This is a genomic window from Micromonospora sp. WMMD729 (assembly GCF_049315225.1).
Lineage (GTDB): Bacteria > Actinomycetota > Actinomycetes > Mycobacteriales > Micromonosporaceae > Micromonospora.
The window spans coordinates 2395597-2418315 of the sequence record NZ_CP186059.1 but is presented as its reverse complement, the minus strand read 5'-3'; the positions used below and the strand labels follow the sequence as shown (position 1 = coordinate 2418315).

Sequence of the window (22719 nt, the reverse complement as noted above, 5' to 3'; positions counted from 1 at the left end):
GGCTGGCGTCGCAGCTGTCTACCGACTCAGCCAGGGACGGCTAATGGCGATCATTCCCCACGGTACCGAAGTTGCTACCGCCGACGTATATGCCAGGTGACACAGGAGGGGCCTCGGCCCCCTGCAACCCGAGGGAAGGTGCTGGCTCCGCCACCACAGATCCTTGATCACGACCACTGAAGAGCCAGCCGATGGCGATACCCGCCAAACCGCTGACCGGAGCGGCGAACTGGGCCACGCTGTCACCTTCGGCATCCCGCAGCACGCCCGCAATAATCACGCCGAAGAGCGCAACGATGAGGAGGATCGCGACACCGAATCGCATGGTCTCCAATCGCGACCGGTGCAGGAATGCCCGATTGCGCAACGACGACGTTGCGCTCGACTGCTGCTCCTGCTGCTCAAAGGCTTGCCGGGTCCGCGCGTCCTCCATCGCGAATCTGATGGTGCGCTCCAAACTCTCCAGGAGCGGCACATTGCCCTCCCTCGCCGCCTCCTCCGCAGCCTGCAGTAGGCGCTCCATCGCATCGACTGATCTACCGGAATCGGCCACGACGTTGTCCTATCTGTCGGCAAGACCGGTGCTTGCGACGTGGGTCGGGAAGCAAGGCTTTCATCGATCTCCGGGGCGACATCGCGCAAGTTAAACTCCGGACGAGTCGATTCGCGCGGCTCGGTCAGATGGCCGACAGCCTCCGCGGCCCTCTGCCCGCAGGGCTAGGGCCTGGGACCGTTGCCTCGCTCGGGCACCTGCGGCACCATGATCGCGATGATTACGCACCTGGACTGGGTAACCCGCTACGCAGCCGGGCAGGAAAATCGGGTATGGCAGGAGATGCGCCAGCTTGGCGCCCGTGTCCGTGAGCCAGCCTTCGCTCCTGAGGCGCAGGCGGTATGTGACGAGATGGCCCGCCGCGCCCGGGACAACATTGAAACCCTGGTCGCGCGCCTGCACGAGCAGGGCTACCGGTTCCACCAGAACGACGACGAGCAGACCCCGACGGAGCCGTACGCGCCACCCGGCCCGAAGGCGGAAGAGCTCCTGCACTGGTTGGAGCAGCGGCTCGGTCCACTGCCGATGGCGCTGTCGTCGTGGATCCGCATCGTGGGCGACGTCTGGTTGGTCGGCACGCACCCCGAATGGTCCAGCTCGGCCGCCGCCGACCCCTTCGTGCTGGAGGTGGCGGGCTCCCGCTACCCGAACAGCGACATCCGTGAGTACTTCGCGGAAGAGATCGAGGCGTGGCAGGAAGACCAGGAGGAACCATTCCTCCTGCCCGTGGCACCCGACCACTTCCACAAGGACAATGTCAGCGGCGGCGGCCCCTACGGCATCATCCTCCCCGACGCATCCGCCGACGCGCACTTCGTGGGCGAGGCCGGTATGCCCCTGGTGGACTACCTGAACTGGACCTTCCGGCACGGCGGCTTTCCCCGACCCACCGCCGATGACGCCCAGTGGCGCGTGATCAGCCAGCTGAGAGAGGGTCTGCACCGCCTCTGACGGAGGCACGCCCCACCGACGGGACAGACAAGGTCCGCCCCTGCCTCCAGTGTTAGCGTCGCCAGCATGACTGTGCAGATCACCGCCAGGCAGTTCCACGAGGCCGACGGTGTCGAGGACTGGCGGTCGCTCTACCACCTCGTCTCGGCCCACTACCGGACGGGTTCACTGGCCGAAGGCATCGCGCTCGTCGATGAGATCGGTCAACTCGCCGGCGAATCCGAGCAGCACTACCTCAACATCGACCTACGTCACGCCGGCGTCACCGTGTCCCTGTCTCGGCGCGACATCGGGCTGGCCCGGCAGATCTCGGCCGCCGCCAGGGCACTGCGCATACCCGCCGACCCGACCGCCATGCAGCACATCAACGTCACCCTCGACGTACTCGTCGGCGCGGACGTGCTGCCATTCTGGCGGGCGCTGCTCGGTTACCGCGCGATCGGCGATGACTACCTGGCCGACCCGGCACGCCGTGGCCCGGGCTTCGGCGTGCAGCAGATGGAAGCGGCGCGTCCACACCGCAACCGCATGCACCTCGATATCGCCGTTCCGCATGATCAGGCGGAGGCCCGCGTCGCCGCTGCCCTGGCCGCGGGCGGCCACCTCGTCTCCGCGACGCACGCGCCGATGTGGTGGGTGTTGGCCGACGCCGAGGGGAACGAGGCGTGCGTCGCGACCTGGGTCGGCCGCGAATAGCACTGCTACGGGCCACCTTGACGGCGCCAGCGGGCGATGCGGTAGACCTGCCAAGCCAACGGATCGGACTAGTTTCGAGGTTCTCGCGTCAGTCGTCCTCGGTGACCGTGAAGGGCGCATAGCCCTCCCCCACCTCGGTCACGTCGAGGGCGCTGAAGACGAGCGTGAGGGCGTGCGCGTTCATGGCGAGGCGGACCTCGTGAAACGGAATGCCGATCTTGTCGGCCCACGAGCGTGCCCGCTCGGAGTCCGCCACCACCTCCGCACCCGGGTAGAGCGGCTGCCACCGCACTGCCCACACGAAGCCGTCCAGATCCGGGCCGATCTCCCGGTCGGTCAGTCGCTCGTCGAGCGAGCAACGCCAGATCTCAGGGCTCAGCGCCGTCTGCACCTCGGCTGCGACGCAGTACGTGAAGAGGTAGCGGAGGTAAGCAGGTGGGATGTCCGTACGTGGGTCCGCGGTGACATAGACGACGACTTCGTAGTCGCGCAGGTAGTCGGTGTACCCGTGATACACGATCGCGCCATCGAAGATCTCGTCCAACGCCTGGCTGAGCTGCGCGATCTCCACGCCCTGTTCTACCATCCGCCGGCTTCTCGGCCGCACCTCGTGAGGTGAGCGCTCGCAGTACCATCGCCGCGATGAGCTCCAGTGCTGATTCGAGTCCCTCCTGCGTACAGCGGGCATACCTGTACCTGGCGAGGGACGTCGAAACTGCCGGCCCGCCCTACAGCGTCGACGAGCTGCAACTGATGGCTTTCGACCCCGACGAGGTCAGCAGGATCGTGGGCCTGCAACCCACGATGGCCTGGCAACGCGGCGCCCCGCACCCGAACCGCCCCGGGCCGCGGCAGTTCAGTGCCTGGGAGTACTCGCCTGCTCCGGTACGTACGTACCGCAGCGAGGAAGTCGTCGCGAGGTTGCTGGACGACGTCGAGCCGTACGCCACCGGCATAGCTGAAGCGTGCAAGAGCCTCGGCATGCGGGCCGGTGTCGCGGTGGTCATCGAGATGACTGCACGTCGCGACCACCAGGACCTCGACATCACCACTGCGGCAGTGGGCTACAGCGCGGAGACGATCGGACGACTGGCTCGCCTGAGCCTCGCGCTGGAACACGATCAGTATCTCTACGTCGACGAGTGAAGGCAGGTGATCTGCTGGCTTCCTGAGGTGGGGTAGGGGCTTGCATGGGCTCAGGCTTTCACAGGGCTTCGTGCGTCAGGGTGACTCCGGCCGCCGGGCCCACATCCGGCGGTGGTGCGGGCGCCTCGGCGAGAACAACGTCGTGGAGCCGAAGGCGGTCGTCACTCAGTTGGTCATTCCGTCTGATCATCCGTGTCGTCCGGGTAGCCAGGGAGGGCGGTGCCGCACCAGGGGCAGTACCGGATGGCGATGTACGAGGTGCCACCGTCGTGGATGATGAGGCCGTAGCGTTCGTCGCTCGGGTCTGGATCGTGATGGATCAGGTTGTCGGGGCAGGCGAACGGATCGGAGTGCTCGGCACATTCAGTTTCGGCCTGGTTGCGCATCATCTCGCAGCAGAAGGTCACGGCTGATCCTCTCGCGCGACTGACCCGACCGCCTGCTCGGTGTCAGCGAGTGATGAGGCGACGCGTCGCGGGTGGTCATGACTCTCCCCGGGGCCGGAAACCGTTGAGCTGGTCTGCCCCGTCGTCAACCCGGGTATCGAGGTCGACACGCAGGATCTCCAGCACCGGATCCTCCTCCAACGCCGGCGCGGTCATCTGCGAGCAGGCGAGGTATGTCGAAACCAGGTCATAGTCGGTGTTGACGATCCATGACCGGTCTGCCGGCCAGACGTACTCGGGGCCCGCCAGCTCCACACCCGCAACGGCATCCGCCCGGCGCTGCACCTCATCACCGGCATCCAGAGGTGCTGACCACAGCAGCGGCGGGATTCCCCGGACGATCGCGGAAAGGCCGTAGTAGAAGAACACCGGCCCCTTGTCACCGGCCGCCGACAATCGCCGGTACAGGGCAGCCCTGGTCACCGGCTCCAGGTAACCATCGGCCACCTCGTAGCGGTGACCGCGCCCGTCATGCAGCAGCGCCGGCTTCAGGCTCGCCCAGACGATCTCTCGGTGGAAGGTGACACCGGCCTCGTCGGCAAGGCTCCGCCAGGTCCTTCGCCCCGGGACCCGCCAGGACGTGAAGGTGTGGAACAGCCGCAGGTAGACCTCGTACCCGGCGGGCAACAGCTCGGCCACCCGGTGCCCCGGTTGCCCGGCGGGTGCCACACCGTCAGTCAGCCACCGCTCAGGCCCGAGATCCAGGCGTGTCACGGTCGCCTCGCCGGTCACCGCGTCACCGCATCGACCGTGCCGCCGCCTTGTAGCGGGCGTTCCGCGTGCTCGCCGAGGGGACACCCGCCCGGAAAGACGCCAGCGTCTCGCAGCCACCGGTGCCGCCGCTCACCCAACAGCATTGCGCCCCACCACTCTCCGAACCGTACGGAACATCCACGATCGCAGCCATTCTGCCGACACCGGGCCGACCCGAACGATCGCACTCGGGCCGCAGCGCCCAGCGAGGCGCCGCCGCCCAGCCCAGTCGCCGTCGCCGTAGGCGGCTCCGATGGTGTCGCCGGTGCCGAAGAGCCACGTTGCGGTGTAGGGACATGCGCCCTAGCGTGTGCGGCATAGATACATATGAGTCGATGGTTGGGGGACCTGTATGCGCGCGATGGCCGCTGTCGTCGTCGCCTTCCTGACCATGGCCGCCGCCCCAGCCTCGGCGACCAGCAGGGCGACCCTCGCGTGGGGGGCCTGCCCGGGTGTCGCTGACACCCGTCTGCGCTGCGCGACGGTTCAGGTGCCGCTCGACCACGCGCGGCCATCCGGCCCAACGATCGACATCATGATCTCCCGGCTCCCCGCGGCCGACCCGACGCTTCGCCGCGGTGTCCTGTTCACCACGGGCGGCGGGCCGGGTGGCGCCGGTGTCCCCGAGCCGCTGAACCTCGCCGCCGTCGTCGATCCCGGAGTGCTCGCCCGGTACGACATCGTCGGGTTCGACATGCGCTTCGTCGAACGCAGTACTCCGATCACCTGCCGCCAGCCGGAGGAGGAGCCGGGCGGTTACTGGGTCCGCACCGCCACCTATCAGCCCCTGAAGGACACCGCCGCAGAGGCCCACGAATACGCCCGCGCCTGCGCCCGGCACGCCGGCTGGGCGCTGCCGTACGCCACGACCGCACAGGCCGCCCGCGACATGGACGTCATCCGGGCACGCCTGGGCGAGCGGAAGCTGTCCTTCCTCGGAGGCTCGTACGCGGCGATGCTCGGCGTCGCGTACGGCACGCTCTTCCCGCGCCGGGTGGACCGCTTTGTGCTGGACAGCCCGGTCAACTACGACATCGCCTGGCGCCCCTACGAGCTGAAGCGCCTCCCGGCCTTCGAGGAGAACTACGCCGCCTTCACCCGGTACGTTGCCGACAACAGCGCGGCGTTCGGGCTCGGTGCCACGCCGGGCGAGGTCGCGGAAACCCTGAGCCAGGCTCTCGCCGAGGCGGCGATCGAGCCGATCGTGGCCGGGGATCACGCCTGGACCACCGGCGAGCTGGGCTCCCTGACGGTCATCGCGACGTACTTCGAGCATCTGTGGCCGGTGGTAGCGACCAACCTGGCCGCCATCCTCGCCCACACCCCGCCGCCGATCCCCCTCGACCCGCGACCAGCTCCCCTACCCGGGACCCCGGGCGTGCCGGCGGACAACCACACCGCGGTCAACATAGCCTTCCGCTGCGGCGACAACGCGTGGCCGCGCGACCTGGCGACCTACCGCCACGACCTGGCCCGCCTCGGCACCCGCTACCCCGTCTTCGGCCCGTCGATCGCCAACCTCAACCCCTGCGCCTTCTGGTCGGTCAGCCAGGACAACACCCCGCCGCTCGCCAGCAACCGGGCGCCGGCGGCGCTCGTCGTCGCCGCACTGCGCGACGCCGCGGTGCCGCTGGCCAACTCGATCGCGACCGCCCGGTCCATCACCGGCTCACGGCTGGTCACCATGGACAAGCAGACACACGTGCCTCTGCTCAGCGGCCAGGCCAACGCCTGCCTGACCGGCATGGTCAACGCGTACCTGATAGACGGACAGCTGCCGAGGCACAACACGGCCTGCTAGCCCCCGACCCCGCCGCCGACAGCGGCCAGGGCTTCGTCGTATGCCGCGCCGCCGGCAGGCGGTCACGGCGCGCTGACGGCCGAAGGCCAGAGGTGCGGCGGCCTGAGCGGCCTGCGAAGCGCGCCGCTTTATCGCATAAGAAGGTTCCTCACCCGTCGGATCCGCCGTTCATCGTGATCGTGCTGGGACCGTCCGGCAGGCCGAGGTACCACCAGGTGCCAGGTGGCGGTTCTGGCAGCGTCCCCCGAAGCAGTTTGATCATCGCGTGCGCCAGGTCCACCATCGGGGCGGTGGGCATGGCTGGGCCATGGAGGCCGCGCCAGATCACCGGCCATCCTCCGGTACGCCGCAGCTCAGCGTCCGCCTCCGTCACCGCCCGAAATGCGCCCAGCCGGGCGGCTGCCTCCGACGCGAGCGCCGCGAACGGCTCCACCGCATCGGCCTCGACCACCGGCTCCAGGTTCAGGCCCGCGCTGCCGCCGACAGTCGCCACCGCAGCGAGTGAGTCGGCTAGCTGGTCGAACCACGGCCCGGGAACACCCTCGCGACCCACCACAAGCATCTCGTAGGCAAGGAAGGAGACACTCACGTCGTAGGCCCAGAAGCTTCGCCCGTTCGCCGACACCGCAGCCGTTCTGGTCATGCAGCCATGATCACGGCGATGTTCGTTGTGTCGCAACGGGAATAGTGCCGAGCTGTGCGCTACCTCCAAGCGCGCTTGCAGTCCGGGGAGCTTCAGCGCCGCTGCGGCACGTCAGGTGGCGGAGAGGTGCCGCTGTCGACGGATCGGCTGCGGCATCATTTACGGGTGAGCGAGCCCAAGATGCAGGTGCGAGCGCGGGTACGGCACGAGCCTGACCGCTCATACGCCGTACTGGTCGAGGGTCCGGACGGCGAGGTGGAGGTGGGCCGCACGGGTAAGACGGCACAACTCTGGGCACTGGCCCAGGCCGGTGCGGCTCGTCTGTTCGGTGAGAGCCTCGGGGCGGACAACCTCACCCTGCACGTCCCGCAACCGCCCTACGGCCAGGACGGGCAGTGGGTTCGTATCACCGCCGTGGCGAACCGGGATGACCCCTCAGAGTGCGCCGACGTCGGCGTCCTGGCGCAAGCGCGCTGGTTCGGCCACGAAGGCGCGTGGTTCGTGACAGTCACCGGTACGGGTACCAGCATCGTTCCGAGCGAGCACCTGGACTTCGAACCGGTTGTCACGGATGAAGAAGCGGCGGCGTTCCACACCTACATCACCTCTACGGCCGCACGCTGAGAGACGTGCCGCCTGCCGCCGCGCCATCCCCGGGGCCTGGTAGCTCCCACAGAGGAGCCACGACCCCTTGACCACAAAGGACGTTCCGGTACGCGTAGACGTACATCAGCATCGGCGCGCCCGGCGGCACGATGCCTGCGGTGATCCATCCAGGTTGGACGTGTGGTGCCCCGCTGGTCCCCGGCCGTCGATCGTCTACCGGCCGTTCGGTCGCCGTTCGGGACTGTCCCGTACGGCCTGACGGCTTGTTGCCCGGTTCATGCCTTGCTCAGATCGAAGTGCGGCGTTCGACGGCCGGGGGGGGGGGGGGGTGAGTCCGTCGCCGCGGTCACCTCAGAGGAAGGAAGAGAAGTATGCAGAGGACACGTCGTCACCTGATGGCCGGTATCGTCGCGATCCTGGCCATGGTCGGCTCGGTGTTGGTCTTCCCGAGCAGCGCCCAGGCGTACAACCCGAACCCCACTGTCCGCTGGGCCCAGGTCGACACCGACAACTGCCACCGCATCGCCGGCAACCTGACCGTGATCGCCCAGAGCGACGGGTGCCGCCTCAACGACTCCTTCGACGGGACCTTCTTCCGCAAGGACCCGAACGGCGTGGCGATCAAGATCGAACTGTACGTCGGCTCCACCCTCGTCGCGAAGTCGGAGTTCCACCCGTACGGCGAGGTGGTCTGGGTGTACGACACCCGCGACGACAGCGACACCATCTACACGACGCTGCAGGTCAGGGAGTCAGGTCCGTTCTACGGCCCGTGGCGGGGTCCGGTGAACGGTGGCGACCTGTACAACCTCGACATCGACGACGGCAGCACCGTCACGATGGCACTCAATGACAACAAGGACCTCAACAACCTTGACCAGATTTACTTCCTTCAGGGAACCGCGTAGCGGCAGGCGTCCGGGCTGACGGACGGGCAGGCGGGTCGCGCGGGGGCGCGACCCGCCGCGCCGATGGCTCTCTCGTCGACGAGCAGCCCCTTGAAGAACAGGCCGAGACCGGCACCGCCGGCACGGATCCCGCAACGGGATCCGTGCCGGGTGGGCCGATCAGATGAACGCGAGCGAGCTGAAGAACGCCGGGTAGCAGTCGACATAGATGTCGTAGACGCCGGGCGGCACGTGCACGGGGCCCAGGGTGGCCCCGTTGGAGCACCGGGCGCTGACCGCGGTCGTCGGCTGGCCGGTGAGGGTGCAGCCCTGGAACACGATCAGCCACGGGTCGATGTACTGCCCGGCGTACGGGCAGGAGCCCGACATCACCGAGAAACCGCCGCCCTTCGCCGGTGCGGCAGCGGTCGCCGTCGACGTCCTGACGCTCAACATGCCGGCGGAGCTCGCCGATGCCCGCTCGGCTCCGACGGCGGCGACAGCCACGTCACCGCTCGGCGCGGGTGCCGCAACCGCCGCGGACGGCGCGGCCACGAACGCGGCGAGCATCGCCGTCGCGGCCAACAGCAGACTGGATGCGCGGAGAATGCCGGATCGTGCTCCGGCGGAGGGTCGACCACGCCATGTCATAACCAGAACCACCTCTCGAGTGCTGTGCCATCTGCGGATGCCGGGGCGCGTACCTGGTCGCGCCCGACCCGGCCGGGCCATCGTTCGACGTCCATGGCGAAGCGTTCCAGGGTGCCGGTGGCCGGGTCTTCGTGACAGGGCGAGAACCGGGTCGCCGGCGTACCCCGGTTCTTGCGGATGTCCGCAAGGCTGTCCGGTCCGCGTCAACCGGACGGCGTGACCGGAACGCATCGATTACCGTTGATCGGCATGGGCGGTCTGTTCAGCCTCTGGCGGCAGCGAGTGGCCGACAACGCCCGCCGGGCGGTGGACGCCTACCAGGAGGAGCTGCTGGAATACCGCAACCTCGCAGCCATGCCGCAGGTGCGGTCGGAGATGCTCGATTTCGCGGTCTTCCTCCGTCAGCGCACGGTCGACCTCGCAGCGGACAGCGCGCCGTTCCACTCGCAGGATCTGGACCTGATGGCCGCGATGGGCCGCCAGCGCGGCGAGAAGGGACTCACCCTGACCGCGCAGCGGCAGGTGCTGCTCGTGCACACCCGACTGACGCTGCGTGAGGTGTACGAGGCGGCCGGCCCGAACGACATCGCCGCGACGATGCACACGCTCGCCTGGCTGGCTCCCGCGGGACTGGCCGCCCAGGGCGCGTACACCCGGGGCTGGATCGAGGGGCAGCGGCGCACGCTGGCGACCGCCGCCCAGGTGCGGCTGCTGACGGTGATGCTGCTGGCCGGCGACGACAGCGCGACCGACCTGGCGCGCGGCCTGCACATGCCGGTCCCCGACCACGTCGTCGCGACGGTGGTCCGGGTGGCCGACGGGTCGCCCGGGCCGGACCAGGCGGCGCGGGACGAGTTCGCCGGCGCGCTGCTGAAGACACACTGGATGCCACTGAGCTGGTCGGAGCCGCACGAGGTGGTCGCGCTGATCCCCAGCTCGCCGGGCGGCCGGCAGCCGGCGGTCGAGCGCGGGCTCGCGCTGGCCCGCGACGTGGCCGCGATGACCGGCCGGCCGTGTGCGGCCGGCACCGCGCCTGGGCGGGTACGCGCGTTCGGCGACGCCGTGGCGCTGGCCCGGCAGGTCAGCGAGGTCGCACCGGTGCGGGCCGTGCCGTGTCACGCGTACACGGTCACCGACGTCTTCGCCGAGCTGGGAGCCGCCCGGCTGGCGGAGGTCGGGCAGTGGCTTCAGGTGGTGGCGACGCAACTCAACGCCGGCCCCGACCTGGTCGCCACGCTGGACGCCTACTACCAGCACGACATGAACCGGCTCGACACCGCGGCCGCGCTGTGCATCCACCCGCGCACGCTCGACTACCGGCTGACCCGGGTGCGCGACCTGACCGGGCTGGAGCCGGGCTCGACCCGCGGCGTACGCGTGCTGAGCACCGCCGTCGCCCGGATCCTCGCCGGTTAGATCAGCAGCCGGCGAGGAGCTTTCGATGCGCCGCATTGGGGCCAGGAAGTGTGGTCACGGCCTCATCCCGCTCGGCAGTTGACCGCCGTTGCTCGGCTCCCGCTCGATGGGGCGCGCAACGGGCACGGGGCAGCGCGGTGGAGGAGGCTCCGATCATGTGCCGGCGTTCGTCGGCATGTACGCATCGTGGGTGGCGTGGTGAATAACGGCCGCGCAGGCATCGGCGGCAGTTGGCCTGCGGCCCTTCCTCCATTGCGACCACACGTCGACCGCCCTACGAGCGAGTTCGACCTCAAGGAGATACGGGAATGCGGTGGGTGACCCAACACCTGGCCCCTCGATCGCGGCAACCGCTTCCGACTCAGGTGACCATGGACGAGCCGCGTAAAGGGTCGCGTCGTCCGGCAGCTCGGCCAGGCGCTGAATCAGTTGCAGGAGCGAACCATGCACACCTTCAGTATGGACGAGCGTGCTCAAGCGGTCGTGATGCCCGAAACACCTGCGGGCGGCGGCCAGCCCTGTTGCGTCTCGTCCCCACCGCGTGCCACGGGCACTGGCTCACGGATGGCCCATGCTGGCCATGGGATTGGAGATAGATCGGAGCGGGCTGGCCAGGGAGCGGTGCCCTGCTCAGTCCGTCCGTGTCGGGGAATGCCGGCGGTGGCTTGCCGTCTTGGCTGTACGGATAGCTGAACCAGCTAGAGGAAGTCTCTCCAGAAGGCGACGGTGGCTTGCGGCTCCCGACCTCGGTCCGGTGCTCGTCCACCGAACTCCGAATGGATGTAGTCCTCCAGGTCGTCGCCGTAGTAGATGATGTCGGTCTGATACATCGACAGGACCGGGTGCCCGTACGAGCCGCGGCCGGAGGGCAGAAAACGGTGACCGAACACGGGCACCATCTGCGGCACCTTCCGGAGGTGTGGCTCGGCGTTTGCTGCCGCCTCACGGCGGTTACCTGGCCGCTCTCCCCAGCTCTCATGCCAGTAGCCGTTGTGCTCGACGTCGAACAACACGCCATGGATGGGCCACGCAAGGCGATCGCGGAGAGCGTCTTGTTCCCCTCGTCGCCAGTCAGGCCAGGAAGGGCCGGTCGGTAGCCCGGCGGCCAGGAAGGCGCGGTGGTCGTCAGCGAACCGGAAGCCGAAGGTGTGCTCCACGCGAGCAAGCTCCGCTTCCGTCAGGCCCCGCTGAATCTTGACGTGTCCGAGTTCCCTCAGCCGACGGGCCGCTGCGATACCGAGGGCAGCGCCTCCCGGGTTGAGGCCCGAAGCAGGCTCACCTCGGTGGACCTTACGAAAGCGCCCCAGGAACTTGCCCACGGCTTCCTCCCCTCAGGTCGCGAAGCGTAGCAATCAGCAAGGGGAGCGGATCTCCTCGTCGGGCAGTCGCCAAACCTTCCAGCCCTCCTACGCCGAAAAGGAGGAGCACCCTGCCGGACGAGTCTCAATGGCGGCTGTCAAGCGGGCTGCGCAATGGTGGGTCTCCTCGGTCGGGCAGGCTTGTTTCTTGCCCCACGGTTCTCGGTCGGATCAAGGCTCGACCGAAGGCGACCGCGTAGCGCCTTGCCCTTGACCTGGCCGGGGTTCTCGGGCAGCCCTTGAAGTGCCCGGCCGAGGAGGCCCGTTGCGGTCTCCGAGGGAGGGTCGGGGTGCGGGGCGGCGCGCCGCTGAGGGGGACGGGGGGATGATCCATTCGTGAAGAGCCTTATTGAACTTGCTCTCGACCTCTGCGCTGAGCCGGAATATCCGGAGCGACCGGGCAGTCACATCAACGACGCCACGCGGGACTTCATCGAGGTGCTGACCTTCGCGGATGCTGACACGATCATGGCGATGATCCGCGAGACGATCCCGGACCTCACCGGAGATCTTCCGGTCTGGGCGAGGAACCTCGCCTATCGCCTGGCGTGCCTTCAGCGGCCCCACGACGCCGAACTGCTTCGCGCAGCCGGCGCGGACCTCTACTCTCACGGGCCGGACTGGGACGATCACGCCGAAGAACTCAGGCGTCGAGCCGAGGACCTCGACAACTCCTCCCCAGGCTGACCGCCGCCGGCCAGGGTCAGGAACTCGCGCAGGCTCACCTGGGAGCCGTGGACGGCGGCTGGGGCTGGAAGCAGCGGTTGTCCCTCAGCAGTGCCAGAGCACGTCGACGCGGCGGCGGGCGAGGGCGATCAACGCTTGCTGGTGCTTGCGTCCCTCGATGCTGTTCGACTTCGGGGCGTTCGGGTTGTTGAAGTGCTCGACCCGGGCCATGTTCTCAGCCTCTCACCGCTTATGGCTCAGTGCTCAGGCCAGACCGCCAGCTTCTTCCCGAGGATTCGGTTGAAGCTGGCGACGTAGCTGCCGAACAGGTCCCCCGCCGCCGACGCGCCGCAACTGCAGCACTCGCGCGATCACGACGTAGATCTACAGCCAGGTCTCATCCAAGGGCACCCGCGAGGCCCTGCGGAAGCTGGGCGAAACCTCGATCAATGAGCCGTCACTGCACTTCGCCGCTGTACAAGATCAGAAAGGGCCACCCGGAAGATTCCGAATGGCCTCTGACCTGCGTCGGGACGGCCGGATTCGAACCGACGACCCCTTGACCCCCAGTTTTACAACGATTGTGTCACGGCATGCCAGAACCGATTGATACGTCCGCAGATGCGGACATATTGGCAGCCCTTTGTGACGCCCGCTGCTGCCTTATGTCAGTCACTCCTCGGCTTTCAGCCCCGAGTCGTTACCGGACTCGTTACGGCGAGCGGTCAAGGACCCGCCCTGACATCGGGTCCAGGTAGCTCTGTTGCCACCCCTGCATACCTGACCGGTGTACGCGCCTTCGCCCGCAGCTGAGGTATCGGCATCCACGGTGGAGGGACCCCCGATCCACGCCCGGTTAACCACCAACGGGGCAGCATGGATCTGTCGCATCTACGGGCGATGATGGAGCAGTGACTTACGGTTGCGGGCGTCAGGGGACGCGGCGTCGGAAGCGCCTCGTCTGGCCGTTGGTCTTGGCTGTCACGGTGTCACCGGCGCTGACGGTGTGGTGGCTGGCGTTCGACTGGTCGGTACCTCACCCTAAGTGGGCGTCGGTGGAGCAGGCCGGGTGGATCGCGGGCATCGTCAGCGCTTTGCTGGCTGCGGTCGGCACGGTTGCCGCCATCCTGGCGTTACGCACCGGATCGCCGGCCGACCGACCCGGACCCACCCCGAGCGGCCTCACGCAAGTTGGGCGGGTACCCTCGGCAGCTTCCTGGCTGCAGGACCGAAGTCCGCGTTTCGACCCAGGAACGCTGTCGAGGCCGTGTCGTACGGCGGCGCGCGCACAGATCTTGACGGGAATGGGCGGGGTGGGCAAGACCCAGTTGGCCGCGCGGTTCGCTCGCCAGTTGATCGAGCGCCGACAATTGGATCTGCTGGTGTGGGTAACAGCGTCGAGCCGGGACGCGATCGTTGCTCGGTATGCCGAAGCGGCAAGCGTCCTTGGGCTTGCCGGGACTAGTGTCGCCGCATCCGATGCGGCCACCCGGCTGTTGGCGTGGTTGGCGCATACCGAGCGGCGATGGCTGCTGGTGCTGGACAACCTCGACAGCCCGGCCGACGCCGCAGGTTGGTGGCCTCCGATATCCGCCACCGGCCGCACGCTGGTGACCAGCCGCGTGCGGGACACCACCTGGGACAGCGATACCCGATCGGTCATTCCCGTCGGATTGTTCACCCCGGACGAAGCGGCGACATACCTGCATTCCGCGATCACCGATCCGACACACCGCGACGGCGCCGTGGAGTTGGCGGCCGACCTCGGCTACCTGCCGATCGCGTTGGCGCAGGCCACCGCCTACATTCGCGAACGCCACATCAGCTGCGCTGAGTACCGTCACGAGCTAGCTGACCGACGTAACCGCCTCAATACACTCCTGCCCGACCCGTCCGTCCTACCGGACGAACATGGCACCCGACTCGACGCGACATGGTCGATGTCTCTCGACGCCGTCGACCGCATGGAGCCGGCCGGACTGGCCGCACCGATCCTTTACATGGCCGGGCTCCTCGACCCCAACGCCTTCCCCGCCGGCCTATTCACCACCCCCGCGGCCCTCACCCATCTGTCCCGAGCCACCGGTTCCACACAAGTCGTAACGCCGAACCAGATCCGGCAGGCGCTACATCACCTGCATCGCTACCACCTCATCACCCTCGACATCAGTACCGACTCACTCCAGATGCACGCCCTTGTTCAACGCGCCATCCGCGACCACTCAGATCCAGACCGCACTCGGCGCAGCGGGAGCGCTACAGCGAACGCACTACTGCAAACCTGGCCCGACACTGAACGCGAGACCGCTACCACCGCCCTGCTGCGCGCCAACGCAACGGCCCTCCGGCAGCACCTGGGCAGTCTGCTTCACACTCCCCGCATCCACCCTGTCCTGTTCCGGACGGGCGTCAGTCTGGGTGGCACCGGACAAGTCGCCGCCGCCGTCGATCATTTCCGCAGCCTGCATCAGATAGCCGAGCGTCACCTCGGCCCAGATCACCCCGATACCCTGGCAGCCCGGAACGAACTCGCCCGCTGGCGTGGCCGAGCCGGAGACCCGGTCGGCGCTGCCAAGGACTACGAGGAACTGCTGGCCGACCGACTTCGACTGCTCGGAGGCGACCATCCGCAAACCCTCGCCACCCGAAACAGCCTCGCCGCATGGCGGGGCGCCTCCGGAGACGCAACCGGGGCCGCTACCGCCTTCGCCGCTCTGCTCACCGACCAGGCGAGGGTCCTCGGCCTCGAACACCGGCAAACTCTGACTACCCGCAACAACCTCGCCTACCAACGGGGTGAAGCGGGAGATGCTGCCGGCGCTGCCCATGCCTTCAGCGAGCTGCTCACCGACCAGGCGCGAATCCTCGGACCGGATGACCCCGAAACCCTGGTCACCCGCAGCAATCTCGCTCGCTTCCATCGAATAAAAGGGGACATCAGTGGCGCGCTCGATCAGTTAACCGCGCTGCTGCCCGACATGAGACGGATCCTGGGCCCCGATCATCCCGACACCATGGTTGTCCGTCACCGTATCGCCGACATCAGCGGGATTGCCGGAGACCCCACCCGCGCAGTGGCCACATACGCCGAACTACTCACCGACCGAATCCGAATTCTCGGACCCGACCACCCGCACACCCTCACTAACCGACACAACCTGGCCCGCTACCAAGGCATAGCCGGGGATCCCGTAGGCGCTGCCGTCGCCCTCGCCGACCTGCTCGGCGACCAAAACCGCGTACTCGGACCCGATCACCCGGACACCCTGACCACCCGCCGCGAACTTGCCTGCTGGAACGCGCGAACCGGGGATGCAACCGAAGCCCTCCGCGACTTCGAGACGCTGCTCCGCGACATGCTGCGCGTCCTGGGCTCCGACCACCCCGAAACCCTGGCCACGCGCCAGGAACTAATCGACACCGGAGGCACTAGTGGAGGCCCAGGCGGCGCGGTCGCAGCCCTCACCGAACTACTCACCGATCAGATGCGGATCCTCGGCCCTCATCACACGCAGACCATTACCACCCGTCATCGCCTCACCTACTGGCGCACGCATGCCGAGACCGCTGGCTAGAGACAACAGAGTGCAGATGGTCGACCTACTGGCTGTTTTGCTTCCACGAGGGCGGTAAAGCGGCGGCCGGCTTCGGTGACGTCGATGGGTTGCCCGGCAAGGTGGCCAAGGAACAGGCCGAGGGGGTAGCGGGCCAGCACGTGGTAGCGGGCGAGGTACATGGCGACTGCGGTGACCAGATGGCCGGATCCTGGTACGAGAAGGGCATAGGTCAGCACTTGCTCGACAAGCGCGTCCAGGTGGTGGGCCTCGTCGAAATGACCCGTCTTGTATTCGACGATGGTCGTGCCGGCGAGGAAGTCGGCGATGCGAAGGCCACCCTGCAGGCTCACGGAGGCGGTAACGGGTCCGTAGCTGCGCAGTTCATTGCTGAAGCCGCTGGTGTAGCTGGCCCAGAAGGCAGCGAAGGCAGGGCGAGCGGCGCGCGCGGCGGTGGCGTACGAGGAGATGGCCCGCCGGTCGCGCAGCACCGCCTGGATCGCCTCGCGCGCCTCGTCCGGGTGCACCCCACGGAGTGCGTGCACGGCCCTATCGAGGTCGGGGAGCAGGCTGCCCACCGTGAACAGTCGAGCGCCGGGAACGTGGTCGCCGGTTCTGCACCAGGGCCCGTCGGGAGTGTCGGTCGTTGGCGCGTATCCGGCGGTGGTGAGCAGGCGCCGCATTCCGGCCGCCGGCAGCTGTTTGATCAGCTGCAAGTACGGAGGTGCATCGCACAGGTCAAGGGCGAGTGTCCGCTCCATTGCCTGCCCGAATCGGTCCGGCTCAGGTGCGCAGGCGCGGATGATTGCAGGGGCGCGACTCATACGACTCTGCAGGTCGGCGATGAGCCAGGCCCGGTGCGGAAACTGCTGGGCGAGCCAACGGCTCGAAGCTGGCGGTTCCCGACGGCTACGGATTCCGTGCGAGGTCATGAGGGCGCTCCTTTGCAAGCGAGGGCACACCAGCACGTTTGGGCTCATCCGGTGCAAGGCAGCAGCGGCGAGTCACAAACACCTGACGCGGAGTGACAGGAACCGAGTGTGTCGACGACTGCAACCTGAGGGACCCGAAGACGCGCCGCAGGCGGGGTCTAGCCCGTCGGCATCGATGGCCGATCATCGGGCTCCGCACAACTGGGCGGCATAGCAGCAGGTTAAATATCTAAACGTAGTCGGCTGCTACGACCGACCGTACGCGCCGCCGTGACTACGGACAAGCCATCTTGCGATGCCGGTTCCGTAGCGACCGGCGGCGTTCTGCCCGCAACCCGACAGGCTCGTTCGACCGGCATTGGCACAGAGTAGGGTATCGATGAGGTTCCATTTAGTCAGCTATCGCTAGCACCGCAACCGGTTCAATTGGGTGAGCGAGGTGGCCGTGACATGGAAACCGGCAGACACAATCCTGGTTGCGAGATGGCCCGCGGACACCGCTGCCTTTGCACCCAGTGCGGCGGCAGCCAACATGGCGTGCAGGGTTGGCTCGACCACGTTGAGCAGGACGATCTGATCCGTCAAGGGGGACGAGAGCGGTTCGAGAGCAGACTGGTCTGGACAGAGCATCGTCCGGGGCGCTTGGAGCAAACCCGCGGCAACCAAGAGGTCACCACCGACCTCGCCCGCGTCGACATCGTGGACTGGCTTGCCGCACCGTCGCCACCCGTGGGGCCCGAAGACGACGAGCCCTATCCGACGCCAGCCGAGCAGGTGACAGCGCTCGCCGAGCAAATGACGCGCGGAGCCTGGCGGGAAATCGTCACGCAACTCGACCGTTCCACTCCCGACGCCACCAGCGTCAAACGCGACCTCACCAACCACTTCTGGTGCGACCTCTTCATCGGGTTGGTTCAGGCGATCGAGATGACCCGACGAGGCTTCGACAGCATCCCTAACAAGGTCAAAGCCTTGATCCTGGATTCGGCACTGCAGGCCGACCGGCCGCACGTCACCGAAGCCGCCATCGGCTTGATCGTCGACAAGGTGTGGCATGGCGTTCAGGCCGCAGCGTTCGGGGGCGCGCCGCTGCTCGACCTCATCTCGAGCGACGAAGCTCTGCGCGCACTCCGGATCCTCGCCGTGTTCATCTGCCCCGCACCAGCGCAACACGCCGCAGTACGACAACACGCTCTGAAACCACTCGGAGAGGACGTCAACAAGATCCTTACCGATCAGACCAAGACCAGACTTGCCGAGCTGTTCACCGACTGGCGAGCCGACGGCGATGTGCCGCCAAGCGGATAGCTGCGTCGAGCTGTACTCCCCGCGCCGACGGCACGCTCGTTCGAGACATGTGCCCACGCCTCAGGACGATCGGCAGACGCCAGGGCAGCATCAGGATGAGCAGGCCGATCTGATGTTATCGAAGCTCGGGCACGCCCCGGACGACACTGCTGGTCCCCGCAGCTCTGCAGGAACTCCCCTACCTACTGGCGCCGACGCGAGATCTACGGGACACGTCCAGCGCCCACTGTCAACGCCGGTTGAAGTTTTCACACGGAGCCGACACCCACCTATGAGGGGGCACTCGGGACCCAGAAGGGCTGGGAAATGTGGTCTGGACTGCGTGTCCGCACCGTGCAGGCGTTTTAATCGCCAGCGCCTTGCCCTTGAGTGAGAAGTAAGTCAAAGCCGTACACGGCGTGCGCGCCAGCACAGAAGACGGCACGGTTGCCTGTCGTTAGGGGGAAGACTGGAGGCGTCCCTCCTATTCGGGTCGTCGCGAGATGTCCGCCGTCTCGTGTGTCGCAGATCCGGATCGTTCCGTCGCGTCCGGCGCTGGCGAGCCAGGATCCGTCCGGTGCTCTCATCAGGGCCATCACGGGGGACTTGTGGCCGTTGAGGGTCTGCCGGAGGGTACCCGTGGTCGGATCCCAGATCCGCACCGTCGTGTCGTATGAGCCGCTGGCCAGCCAGGATCCGTCCGGTGCCGTCACCAAGGCCGAGACGCCCTCGGTGTGCTCGGTGAGGATGTGGCGGATGGTGCCGGTGGTCGGGTCCCAAATCCGCACCGTGCCGTCGTGAGCGCCGCTGGCCAGCCAGGACCCGTCCGGCGCTGCCACCAACGCCCCTACCTGGCTGGGACCGTCCGTGAGAGTTCGGCGAAGGAGCCCGGTGGCGGAATCCCAGATCCGCACCGTGTCGTCAAAGCCGTCGCTGGCCAGCCAAGATCCGTCCGGTGCTGTCACCAGCGCCAACACGGCGTTGGTGTGACCGGCGAGGGTGTGGTGGAGGGTGCCGGTGATGGGGTCCCAGATCCGCACCGTGCCATCGTGAGCGCCGCTGGCCAACCACGACCCGTCCGGCGCTGCCACCAACGCCCCTACCTGGCTCGGACCTTCCGTGAGAGTTCGGCGAAGGACCCCGCTGGCAGGATTCCAGATCCGCACTGTGCCATCGTGAGCGCCGCTGGCCAACCATGATCCGTCCGGCGCCGCCACCAACGCCCCCACCCAGCCGGTGTGGTCGGTGAAGGTGTGCCGCACAGCGCCGACGATAGGGTCCCAGATTCGCACCGTCCGGTCGTACGAGCTGCTCGCCAGCCAAGTGCAGTCCGGTGCCAACACCAACGCCATCACCGACCTGGTATGGCCGTCCGCACCTCGCCCGAGGGCACTAGTAATACTTGGGTCCCATACGCGTACCGTCGCATCGAAACCGTTGCTGGCCAGCCAGGATCCGTCTGGCGCAGCGGCCAGCGCTGATACGCGTCCGGTGTGACCAGTAAGATTTCGCTTGAGGTCGCCGGTGAACGGGTCCCAGATCCGCACCGAGTGACCGCGCCCCGCGCTTGCCAACCAAGAGCCGTCCGGCGCCACTGCCAATACCAGCACTGCGCTGCTGTGGCCGGCGAGGGCATGGCGCAGAGTGCCGGTAGTCAGATCCCAGATCCGTACCGAGCCATCGTGGCCGCCACTCGCAAGCCACGAGCCGTCTGGCGCAACTGCCAACGCCAAGACCGGACTATCTTGGCCGGCGAAAGTACGGCTGACAGTGCCGCTAGTGGGGTCCCACACACGCACCAAGCCATCGAGTCCGCCACTGGCCAGCCAGGACCCGTCCGGCGCCACCGCCAACGCCAACAGCCAGCCGGTGTGGCCGGTGAGTATTTGTTGACGGGTGCCGGTCGTCGGGTCCCAGATCTGCAGCGTGCCTTCGGGTCCGCCGCTGGCTAGCCAGGACCCGTCCGGCGCCGTTGTAAGCGCCAGCACGGAACCGCTATGACCAACGAGGTTGTACCGGAGGGCGCCGGTGGCCAGGTCCCAGACCTTTACCGAGCCTTCGGGGCTACCGCTAGCCACCCAGGACGCATCTGGCGCTGCCACCAAGGCCTCTACCCGACCAATGTGGTCGGTGAAGATACTGCGCAGAGCGCCGGTGGTGGGATCCCAGACTCGGACAGTGCCGTCATGGCCGCCACTGGCCACCCAGGCCCCGTCCGGCACCGACACCAGCGACGACACCGGACCTTGGTGGTCGGTGAAGGTATAGCGCAAGGCGCCGGTGGTGGGATCCCAGACTCGGACAGTGCCGTCGTGGCCGCCGCTGGCCACCCAGGCCCCATCCGGCGCCGACACCAGCGACGACAGTGCACCGGTGTGACCGGTGAGAGTGCGTAGTAGGGCGGGGTGAGCACCGTCTGGGGGTATCCACCGGTTGGCTAGTCGCGGCAGCGGAAGGGCAAAGGTGTAGGCGGCCACCAGTGGTGCCAGGTCGGGCTCGATGTCGAGGCGGCTGACCAGCACGTTTCCGAGAGCATCGGGCGGGTCGGTAGGGGTAAGCAGATGGCTGTTCTGCCTGATGGTCCTAGCCAGCGTGGCGGCTGTGGAAGTGGTCACGTGGGCGAGGTCTGCCTCAACGGCGGCGGGCCCGTGGCTTTGTAAGCGTGTGGTGATCCATCGCAGGTCGGTGACGGTCGCGGCGAGTTCGTCGTGTCGACCGGCAGCCTGTAGGTGTTCAGCGAGGTGTGCTACGAGGTAGTCCTCGGCGGCTGGGAGCGTCCACCAAGCCGTGGTCGGCGAGGCTGCGGATGTCGTCGCTGAGGCTGCCGGCATGGTCAGTCCGACAGCAGCGTCCAGGAGCAGGGCGTGCAGTTGGGTGCGTTGACTGTTGTCGGTGGCGTTGCGGATGAGATAGGAGCGAATGATGTCGTGAAGCCGGATGGTCCCTGCTTCGGACTGGTACTGCAACAACAGCGACATCCCGGCCAGGATCGCGCATACGCGCTGAGTGCCGCGTGGTGTCAGACCGCCAGTCTTTGCCCATAAGAGCGTTAGTACTGACAGCGGTATATCAACGTCTTCGCCGAAAATCGCTAGCTCGGTGAACCGGTCGCTGATCGCCGAGTCGAGAAGGCCCAGGCCGGCGCGGACGGTGGCGTCAATCGCACGGCCGCTTCGAGCGGGGTCTTCGAAGTCGAAGCTGGTAGGGCCTTCCTCGGCGAGTCGGTCCGCGATGTCCCGCAGCGCCCACGCCGCGGTGGCGCCGTAGCTCTCGACGTGGCGGACCACAGTCCGATTCGCGATGCTGAGCAGCACCGGCCAGCGTCCGGTCGCCGACAGGATCCGGTCGACCAAGTCGATCGGCGGATCGGTGAGGTCGCGGGTCAACAGCGCCGCCGCTTGCAGGGTGGACATCTGGTCAACCCACACGCTGGAACTCGCCGGTACCAAGCCGCGGTGACGAGTCGTGACCAGCCGCCGGCACCGTGCCCCGCCCTGGCGGAACGGGTCCAACTGGTCGGCCCGCCAGACATCGTCGACCACCAGCAGTACCTGGTCGGCTTGGCTGTCCAGTAATGCGCCCAGCCGGTGTCCCGCCTGGATCGGGTCGGTGAACCCGCTGCGGGCGCCGGTGAGATGCTCGATCAGGTTGTTGATCCGTCCAGCCAGCTCCGCGCCGGCGGCGTGCTCACCGACAGTCACCCACAGAAGACCACCCGAAAATCTGTCGCGCACCTGCGGCTGATGACATATCCAGGCAGCCAAGGTGGTCTTACCGAATCCGCCGGTGCCGTGGACACCGCTCACCGCCACCTGCTCGCCGGCATCCGCAGTCACCAGATCCAGCAGCGGTTCCGCCAGCTCTGGCCGCGCCACCATGCCCGCCGCGAGCGGCGGCGCCATCCACAGCCGCTGTATCGGTAGAGGACCGTGGTCATCGTGGTAGACGTTGATCGTCCCGTCCGGCGCGTTGAACATCATCGAGCGGTCGCGTGCCTCGAACCGATCGCCGCCGACACGCCCCATAGTCGTGCTCATGACCCGATTCGTTCGCCCAGACGATTCGTCACGGTTATCGAGCCGCCAGGCGCGTTGTACTGCGTCGCGTTACCGCCCGCGATGAACGTATTCACCCAATCCTTTCCTGTCGCCGGCAACTGCTGCCGGAGATCGGCGGCCCACATCCGCACCTCATCACCAAGTTCCGGGTACTCCTCCACCAGATCAGCCAACCGCTGCTGCCACAACAGCGCCAACCGCTGCCGAACCTCGATCTGCTGCTCCGTCGATGCGCCAGTGATCTCCGCAGCGGTCTGATCCGCCCACCCCTGTGCCACGTCACCCCGACGCTGTCCCGCTCGACCGAACAAGCGG

Annotated in this window: 22 protein-coding genes; 10 read left to right on the top strand and 12 right to left on the bottom strand. The window is 67.4% G+C overall.

Translation table 11 applies throughout. The annotated features are described in order from the left end of the window. Positions 1-40 precede the first annotated feature (40 nt). On the bottom strand, positions 41-553 hold the full coding sequence (locus tag ACN263_RS11075; protein ID WP_422739704.1) for a hypothetical protein: 513 nt from the start codon (positions 551-553) through the stop codon (positions 41-43). 216 nt (positions 554-769) lie between these two features. Here ACN263_RS11075 and ACN263_RS11070 point away from each other — a divergent pair, with 216 nt between their 5' ends. Together ACN263_RS11070 and ACN263_RS11065 are read left to right on the top strand one after the other, a co-directional pair. After that, a complete protein-coding gene (locus tag ACN263_RS11070; RefSeq protein ID WP_422739703.1) occupies positions 770-1504 on the top strand; it encodes a hypothetical protein in 735 nt (244 codons plus the stop codon). Between the two features lie 66 nt (positions 1505-1570). Then, positions 1571-2200, top strand: a complete 630-nt coding sequence (locus ACN263_RS11065) for a VOC family protein (protein ID WP_422739702.1) — start codon at positions 1571-1573, stop codon at positions 2198-2200. A gap of 88 nt (positions 2201-2288) precedes the next feature. Here ACN263_RS11065 and ACN263_RS11060 read toward each other — a convergent pair whose 3' ends face one another. Beyond that, positions 2289-2771 carry a HalD/BesD family halogenase gene (locus ACN263_RS11060; RefSeq protein WP_422739701.1) on the bottom strand — a complete coding sequence of 161 codons (483 nt, stop codon included), beginning with the start codon at positions 2769-2771 and terminating at the stop codon, positions 2289-2291. Positions 2772-2842: 71 nt separating this feature from the next. Here ACN263_RS11060 and ACN263_RS11055 point away from each other — a divergent pair, with 71 nt between their 5' ends. Next, positions 2843-3346: a DUF4279 domain-containing protein gene (locus ACN263_RS11055; RefSeq protein ID WP_422739700.1), complete on the top strand. Its 504-nt coding sequence runs from the start codon at positions 2843-2845 to the stop codon at positions 3344-3346. 173 nt (positions 3347-3519) lie between these two features. Here the strand turns inward: ACN263_RS11055 and ACN263_RS11050 are convergent, their stop codons facing one another. Both ACN263_RS11050 and ACN263_RS11045 read right to left on the bottom strand, forming a co-directional pair. Next, the gene (locus ACN263_RS11050; protein WP_422739699.1) at positions 3520-3753 is read right to left on the bottom strand and encodes a DUF6980 family protein; all 234 of its coding nucleotides are present in this window, start codon (positions 3751-3753) and stop codon (positions 3520-3522) included. Positions 3754-3828: 75 nt separating this feature from the next. Beyond that, the gene (locus ACN263_RS11045) at positions 3829-4524 is read right to left on the bottom strand and encodes a hypothetical protein (RefSeq protein WP_422739698.1); all 696 of its coding nucleotides are present in this window, start codon (positions 4522-4524) and stop codon (positions 3829-3831) included. 556 nt (positions 4525-5080) lie between these two features. Here ACN263_RS11045 and ACN263_RS11040 point away from each other — a divergent pair. Further along, positions 5081-6346, top strand: a complete 1266-nt coding sequence (locus ACN263_RS11040; RefSeq protein ID WP_422739697.1) for an alpha/beta fold hydrolase — start codon at positions 5081-5083, stop codon at positions 6344-6346. A gap of 148 nt (positions 6347-6494) precedes the next feature. On the opposite strand, the gene ACN263_RS11035 is transcribed toward ACN263_RS11040, so the two are convergent. Then, a complete protein-coding gene (locus ACN263_RS11035) occupies positions 6495-6971 on the bottom strand; it encodes a hypothetical protein (RefSeq protein WP_422739696.1) in 477 nt (158 codons plus the stop codon). Positions 6972-7154: 183 nt separating this feature from the next. On the opposite strand from ACN263_RS11035, the gene ACN263_RS11030 reads away from it, so the two are divergent. Then, entirely contained in the window at positions 7155-7613 is a 459-nt protein-coding gene (locus tag ACN263_RS11030) for a hypothetical protein (RefSeq protein ID WP_422739695.1), read from the top strand. Between the two features lie 353 nt (positions 7614-7966). Continuing rightward, positions 7967-8503, top strand: a complete 537-nt coding sequence (locus ACN263_RS11025) for a hypothetical protein (protein ID WP_422739694.1) — start codon at positions 7967-7969, stop codon at positions 8501-8503. A 159-nt stretch (positions 8504-8662) separates the two neighbouring features. On the opposite strand, the gene ACN263_RS11020 is transcribed toward ACN263_RS11025, so the two are convergent. Next, positions 8663-9067 carry a hypothetical protein gene (locus ACN263_RS11020; protein ID WP_422739693.1) on the bottom strand — a complete coding sequence of 135 codons (405 nt, stop codon included), beginning with the start codon at positions 9065-9067 and terminating at the stop codon, positions 8663-8665. 315 nt (positions 9068-9382) lie between these two features. On the opposite strand from ACN263_RS11020, the gene ACN263_RS11015 reads away from it, so the two are divergent. Then, the gene (locus tag ACN263_RS11015; RefSeq protein ID WP_422739692.1) at positions 9383-10549 is read left to right on the top strand and encodes a PucR family transcriptional regulator; all 1167 of its coding nucleotides are present in this window, start codon (positions 9383-9385) and stop codon (positions 10547-10549) included. A 153-nt stretch (positions 10550-10702) separates the two neighbouring features. On the opposite strand, the gene ACN263_RS11010 is transcribed toward ACN263_RS11015, so the two are convergent. Both ACN263_RS11010 and ACN263_RS11005 read right to left on the bottom strand, forming a co-directional pair. Further along, positions 10703-11026, bottom strand: a complete 324-nt coding sequence (locus tag ACN263_RS11010; protein WP_422739691.1) for a hypothetical protein — start codon at positions 11024-11026, stop codon at positions 10703-10705. A gap of 221 nt (positions 11027-11247) precedes the next feature. After that, a complete protein-coding gene (locus tag ACN263_RS11005) occupies positions 11248-11784 on the bottom strand; it encodes a hypothetical protein (RefSeq protein ID WP_422740678.1) in 537 nt (178 codons plus the stop codon). Between the two features lie 459 nt (positions 11785-12243). On the opposite strand from ACN263_RS11005, the gene ACN263_RS11000 reads away from it, so the two are divergent. Beyond that, complete coding sequence (locus tag ACN263_RS11000) at positions 12244-12594, top strand: hypothetical protein (protein WP_422739690.1); 351 nt, start codon at positions 12244-12246, stop codon at positions 12592-12594. 84 nt (positions 12595-12678) lie between these two features. Here the strand turns inward: ACN263_RS11000 and ACN263_RS10995 are convergent, their stop codons facing one another. Then, on the bottom strand, positions 12679-12804 hold the full coding sequence (locus ACN263_RS10995; protein ID WP_422739689.1) for a hypothetical protein: 126 nt from the start codon (positions 12802-12804) through the stop codon (positions 12679-12681). Between the two features lie 1073 nt (positions 12805-13877). Between ACN263_RS10995 and ACN263_RS10990 the strand changes: the two genes are divergently transcribed. Next, a complete protein-coding gene (locus ACN263_RS10990) occupies positions 13878-16148 on the top strand; it encodes a tetratricopeptide repeat protein (RefSeq protein WP_422740676.1) in 2271 nt (756 codons plus the stop codon). On the opposite strand, the gene ACN263_RS10985 is transcribed toward ACN263_RS10990, so the two are convergent. After that, on the bottom strand, positions 16145-17059 hold the full coding sequence (locus ACN263_RS10985; protein ID WP_422739688.1) for a hypothetical protein: 915 nt from the start codon (positions 17057-17059) through the stop codon (positions 16145-16147). The genes ACN263_RS10990 and ACN263_RS10985 overlap by 4 nt on opposite strands. A gap of 450 nt (positions 17060-17509) precedes the next feature. Here ACN263_RS10985 and ACN263_RS10980 point away from each other — a divergent pair, with 450 nt between their 5' ends. Continuing rightward, positions 17510-18367 carry a hypothetical protein gene (locus tag ACN263_RS10980; RefSeq protein WP_422739687.1) on the top strand — a complete coding sequence of 286 codons (858 nt, stop codon included), beginning with the start codon at positions 17510-17512 and terminating at the stop codon, positions 18365-18367. Between the two features lie 344 nt (positions 18368-18711). On the opposite strand, the gene ACN263_RS10975 is transcribed toward ACN263_RS10980, so the two are convergent. Beyond that, positions 18712-22383 carry an NB-ARC domain-containing protein gene (locus ACN263_RS10975; protein ID WP_422739686.1) on the bottom strand — a complete coding sequence of 1224 codons (3672 nt, stop codon included), beginning with the start codon at positions 22381-22383 and terminating at the stop codon, positions 18712-18714. Further along, positions 22380-22682, bottom strand: coding sequence for a hypothetical protein (locus ACN263_RS10970; protein WP_422739685.1), 303 nt, complete (start codon positions 22680-22682; stop codon positions 22380-22382). Before ACN263_RS10970 ends, ACN263_RS10975 begins: the two co-directional genes overlap by 4 nt. Between the last annotated feature and the right edge of the window lie 37 nt (positions 22683-22719).

Excerpts from the sequence above, each read along its gene's own strand:
- ACN263_RS11070 (WP_422739703.1), top strand. The coding sequence starts at position 770 with ATGATTACGCACCTGGACTGGGTAACCCGCTACGCAGCCGGGCAGGAA.
- ACN263_RS11065 (WP_422739702.1), top strand. The coding sequence starts at position 1,571 with ATGACTGTGCAGATCACCGCCAGGCAGTTCCACGAGGCCGACGGTGTC.
- ACN263_RS11055 (WP_422739700.1), top strand. The coding sequence starts at position 2,843 with ATGAGCTCCAGTGCTGATTCGAGTCCCTCCTGCGTACAGCGGGCATAC.
- ACN263_RS11040 (WP_422739697.1), top strand. The coding sequence starts at position 5,081 with ATGATCTCCCGGCTCCCCGCGGCCGACCCGACGCTTCGCCGCGGTGTC.
- ACN263_RS11025 (WP_422739694.1), top strand. The coding sequence starts at position 7,967 with ATGCAGAGGACACGTCGTCACCTGATGGCCGGTATCGTCGCGATCCTG.
- ACN263_RS11015 (WP_422739692.1), top strand. The coding sequence starts at position 9,383 with ATGGGCGGTCTGTTCAGCCTCTGGCGGCAGCGAGTGGCCGACAACGCC.
- ACN263_RS10995 (WP_422739689.1), bottom strand. The coding sequence starts at position 12,804 with ATGGCCCGGGTCGAGCACTTCAACAACCCGAACGCCCCGAAGTCGAAC.
- ACN263_RS10990 (WP_422740676.1), top strand. The coding sequence starts at position 13,878 with ATGGGCGGGGTGGGCAAGACCCAGTTGGCCGCGCGGTTCGCTCGCCAG.
- ACN263_RS10985 (WP_422739688.1), bottom strand. The coding sequence starts at position 17,059 with ATGACCTCGCACGGAATCCGTAGCCGTCGGGAACCGCCAGCTTCGAGC.
- ACN263_RS10980 (WP_422739687.1), top strand. The coding sequence starts at position 17,510 with ATGGAAACCGGCAGACACAATCCTGGTTGCGAGATGGCCCGCGGACAC.
- ACN263_RS10975 (WP_422739686.1), bottom strand. The coding sequence starts at position 22,383 with ATGAGCACGACTATGGGGCGTGTCGGCGGCGATCGGTTCGAGGCACGC.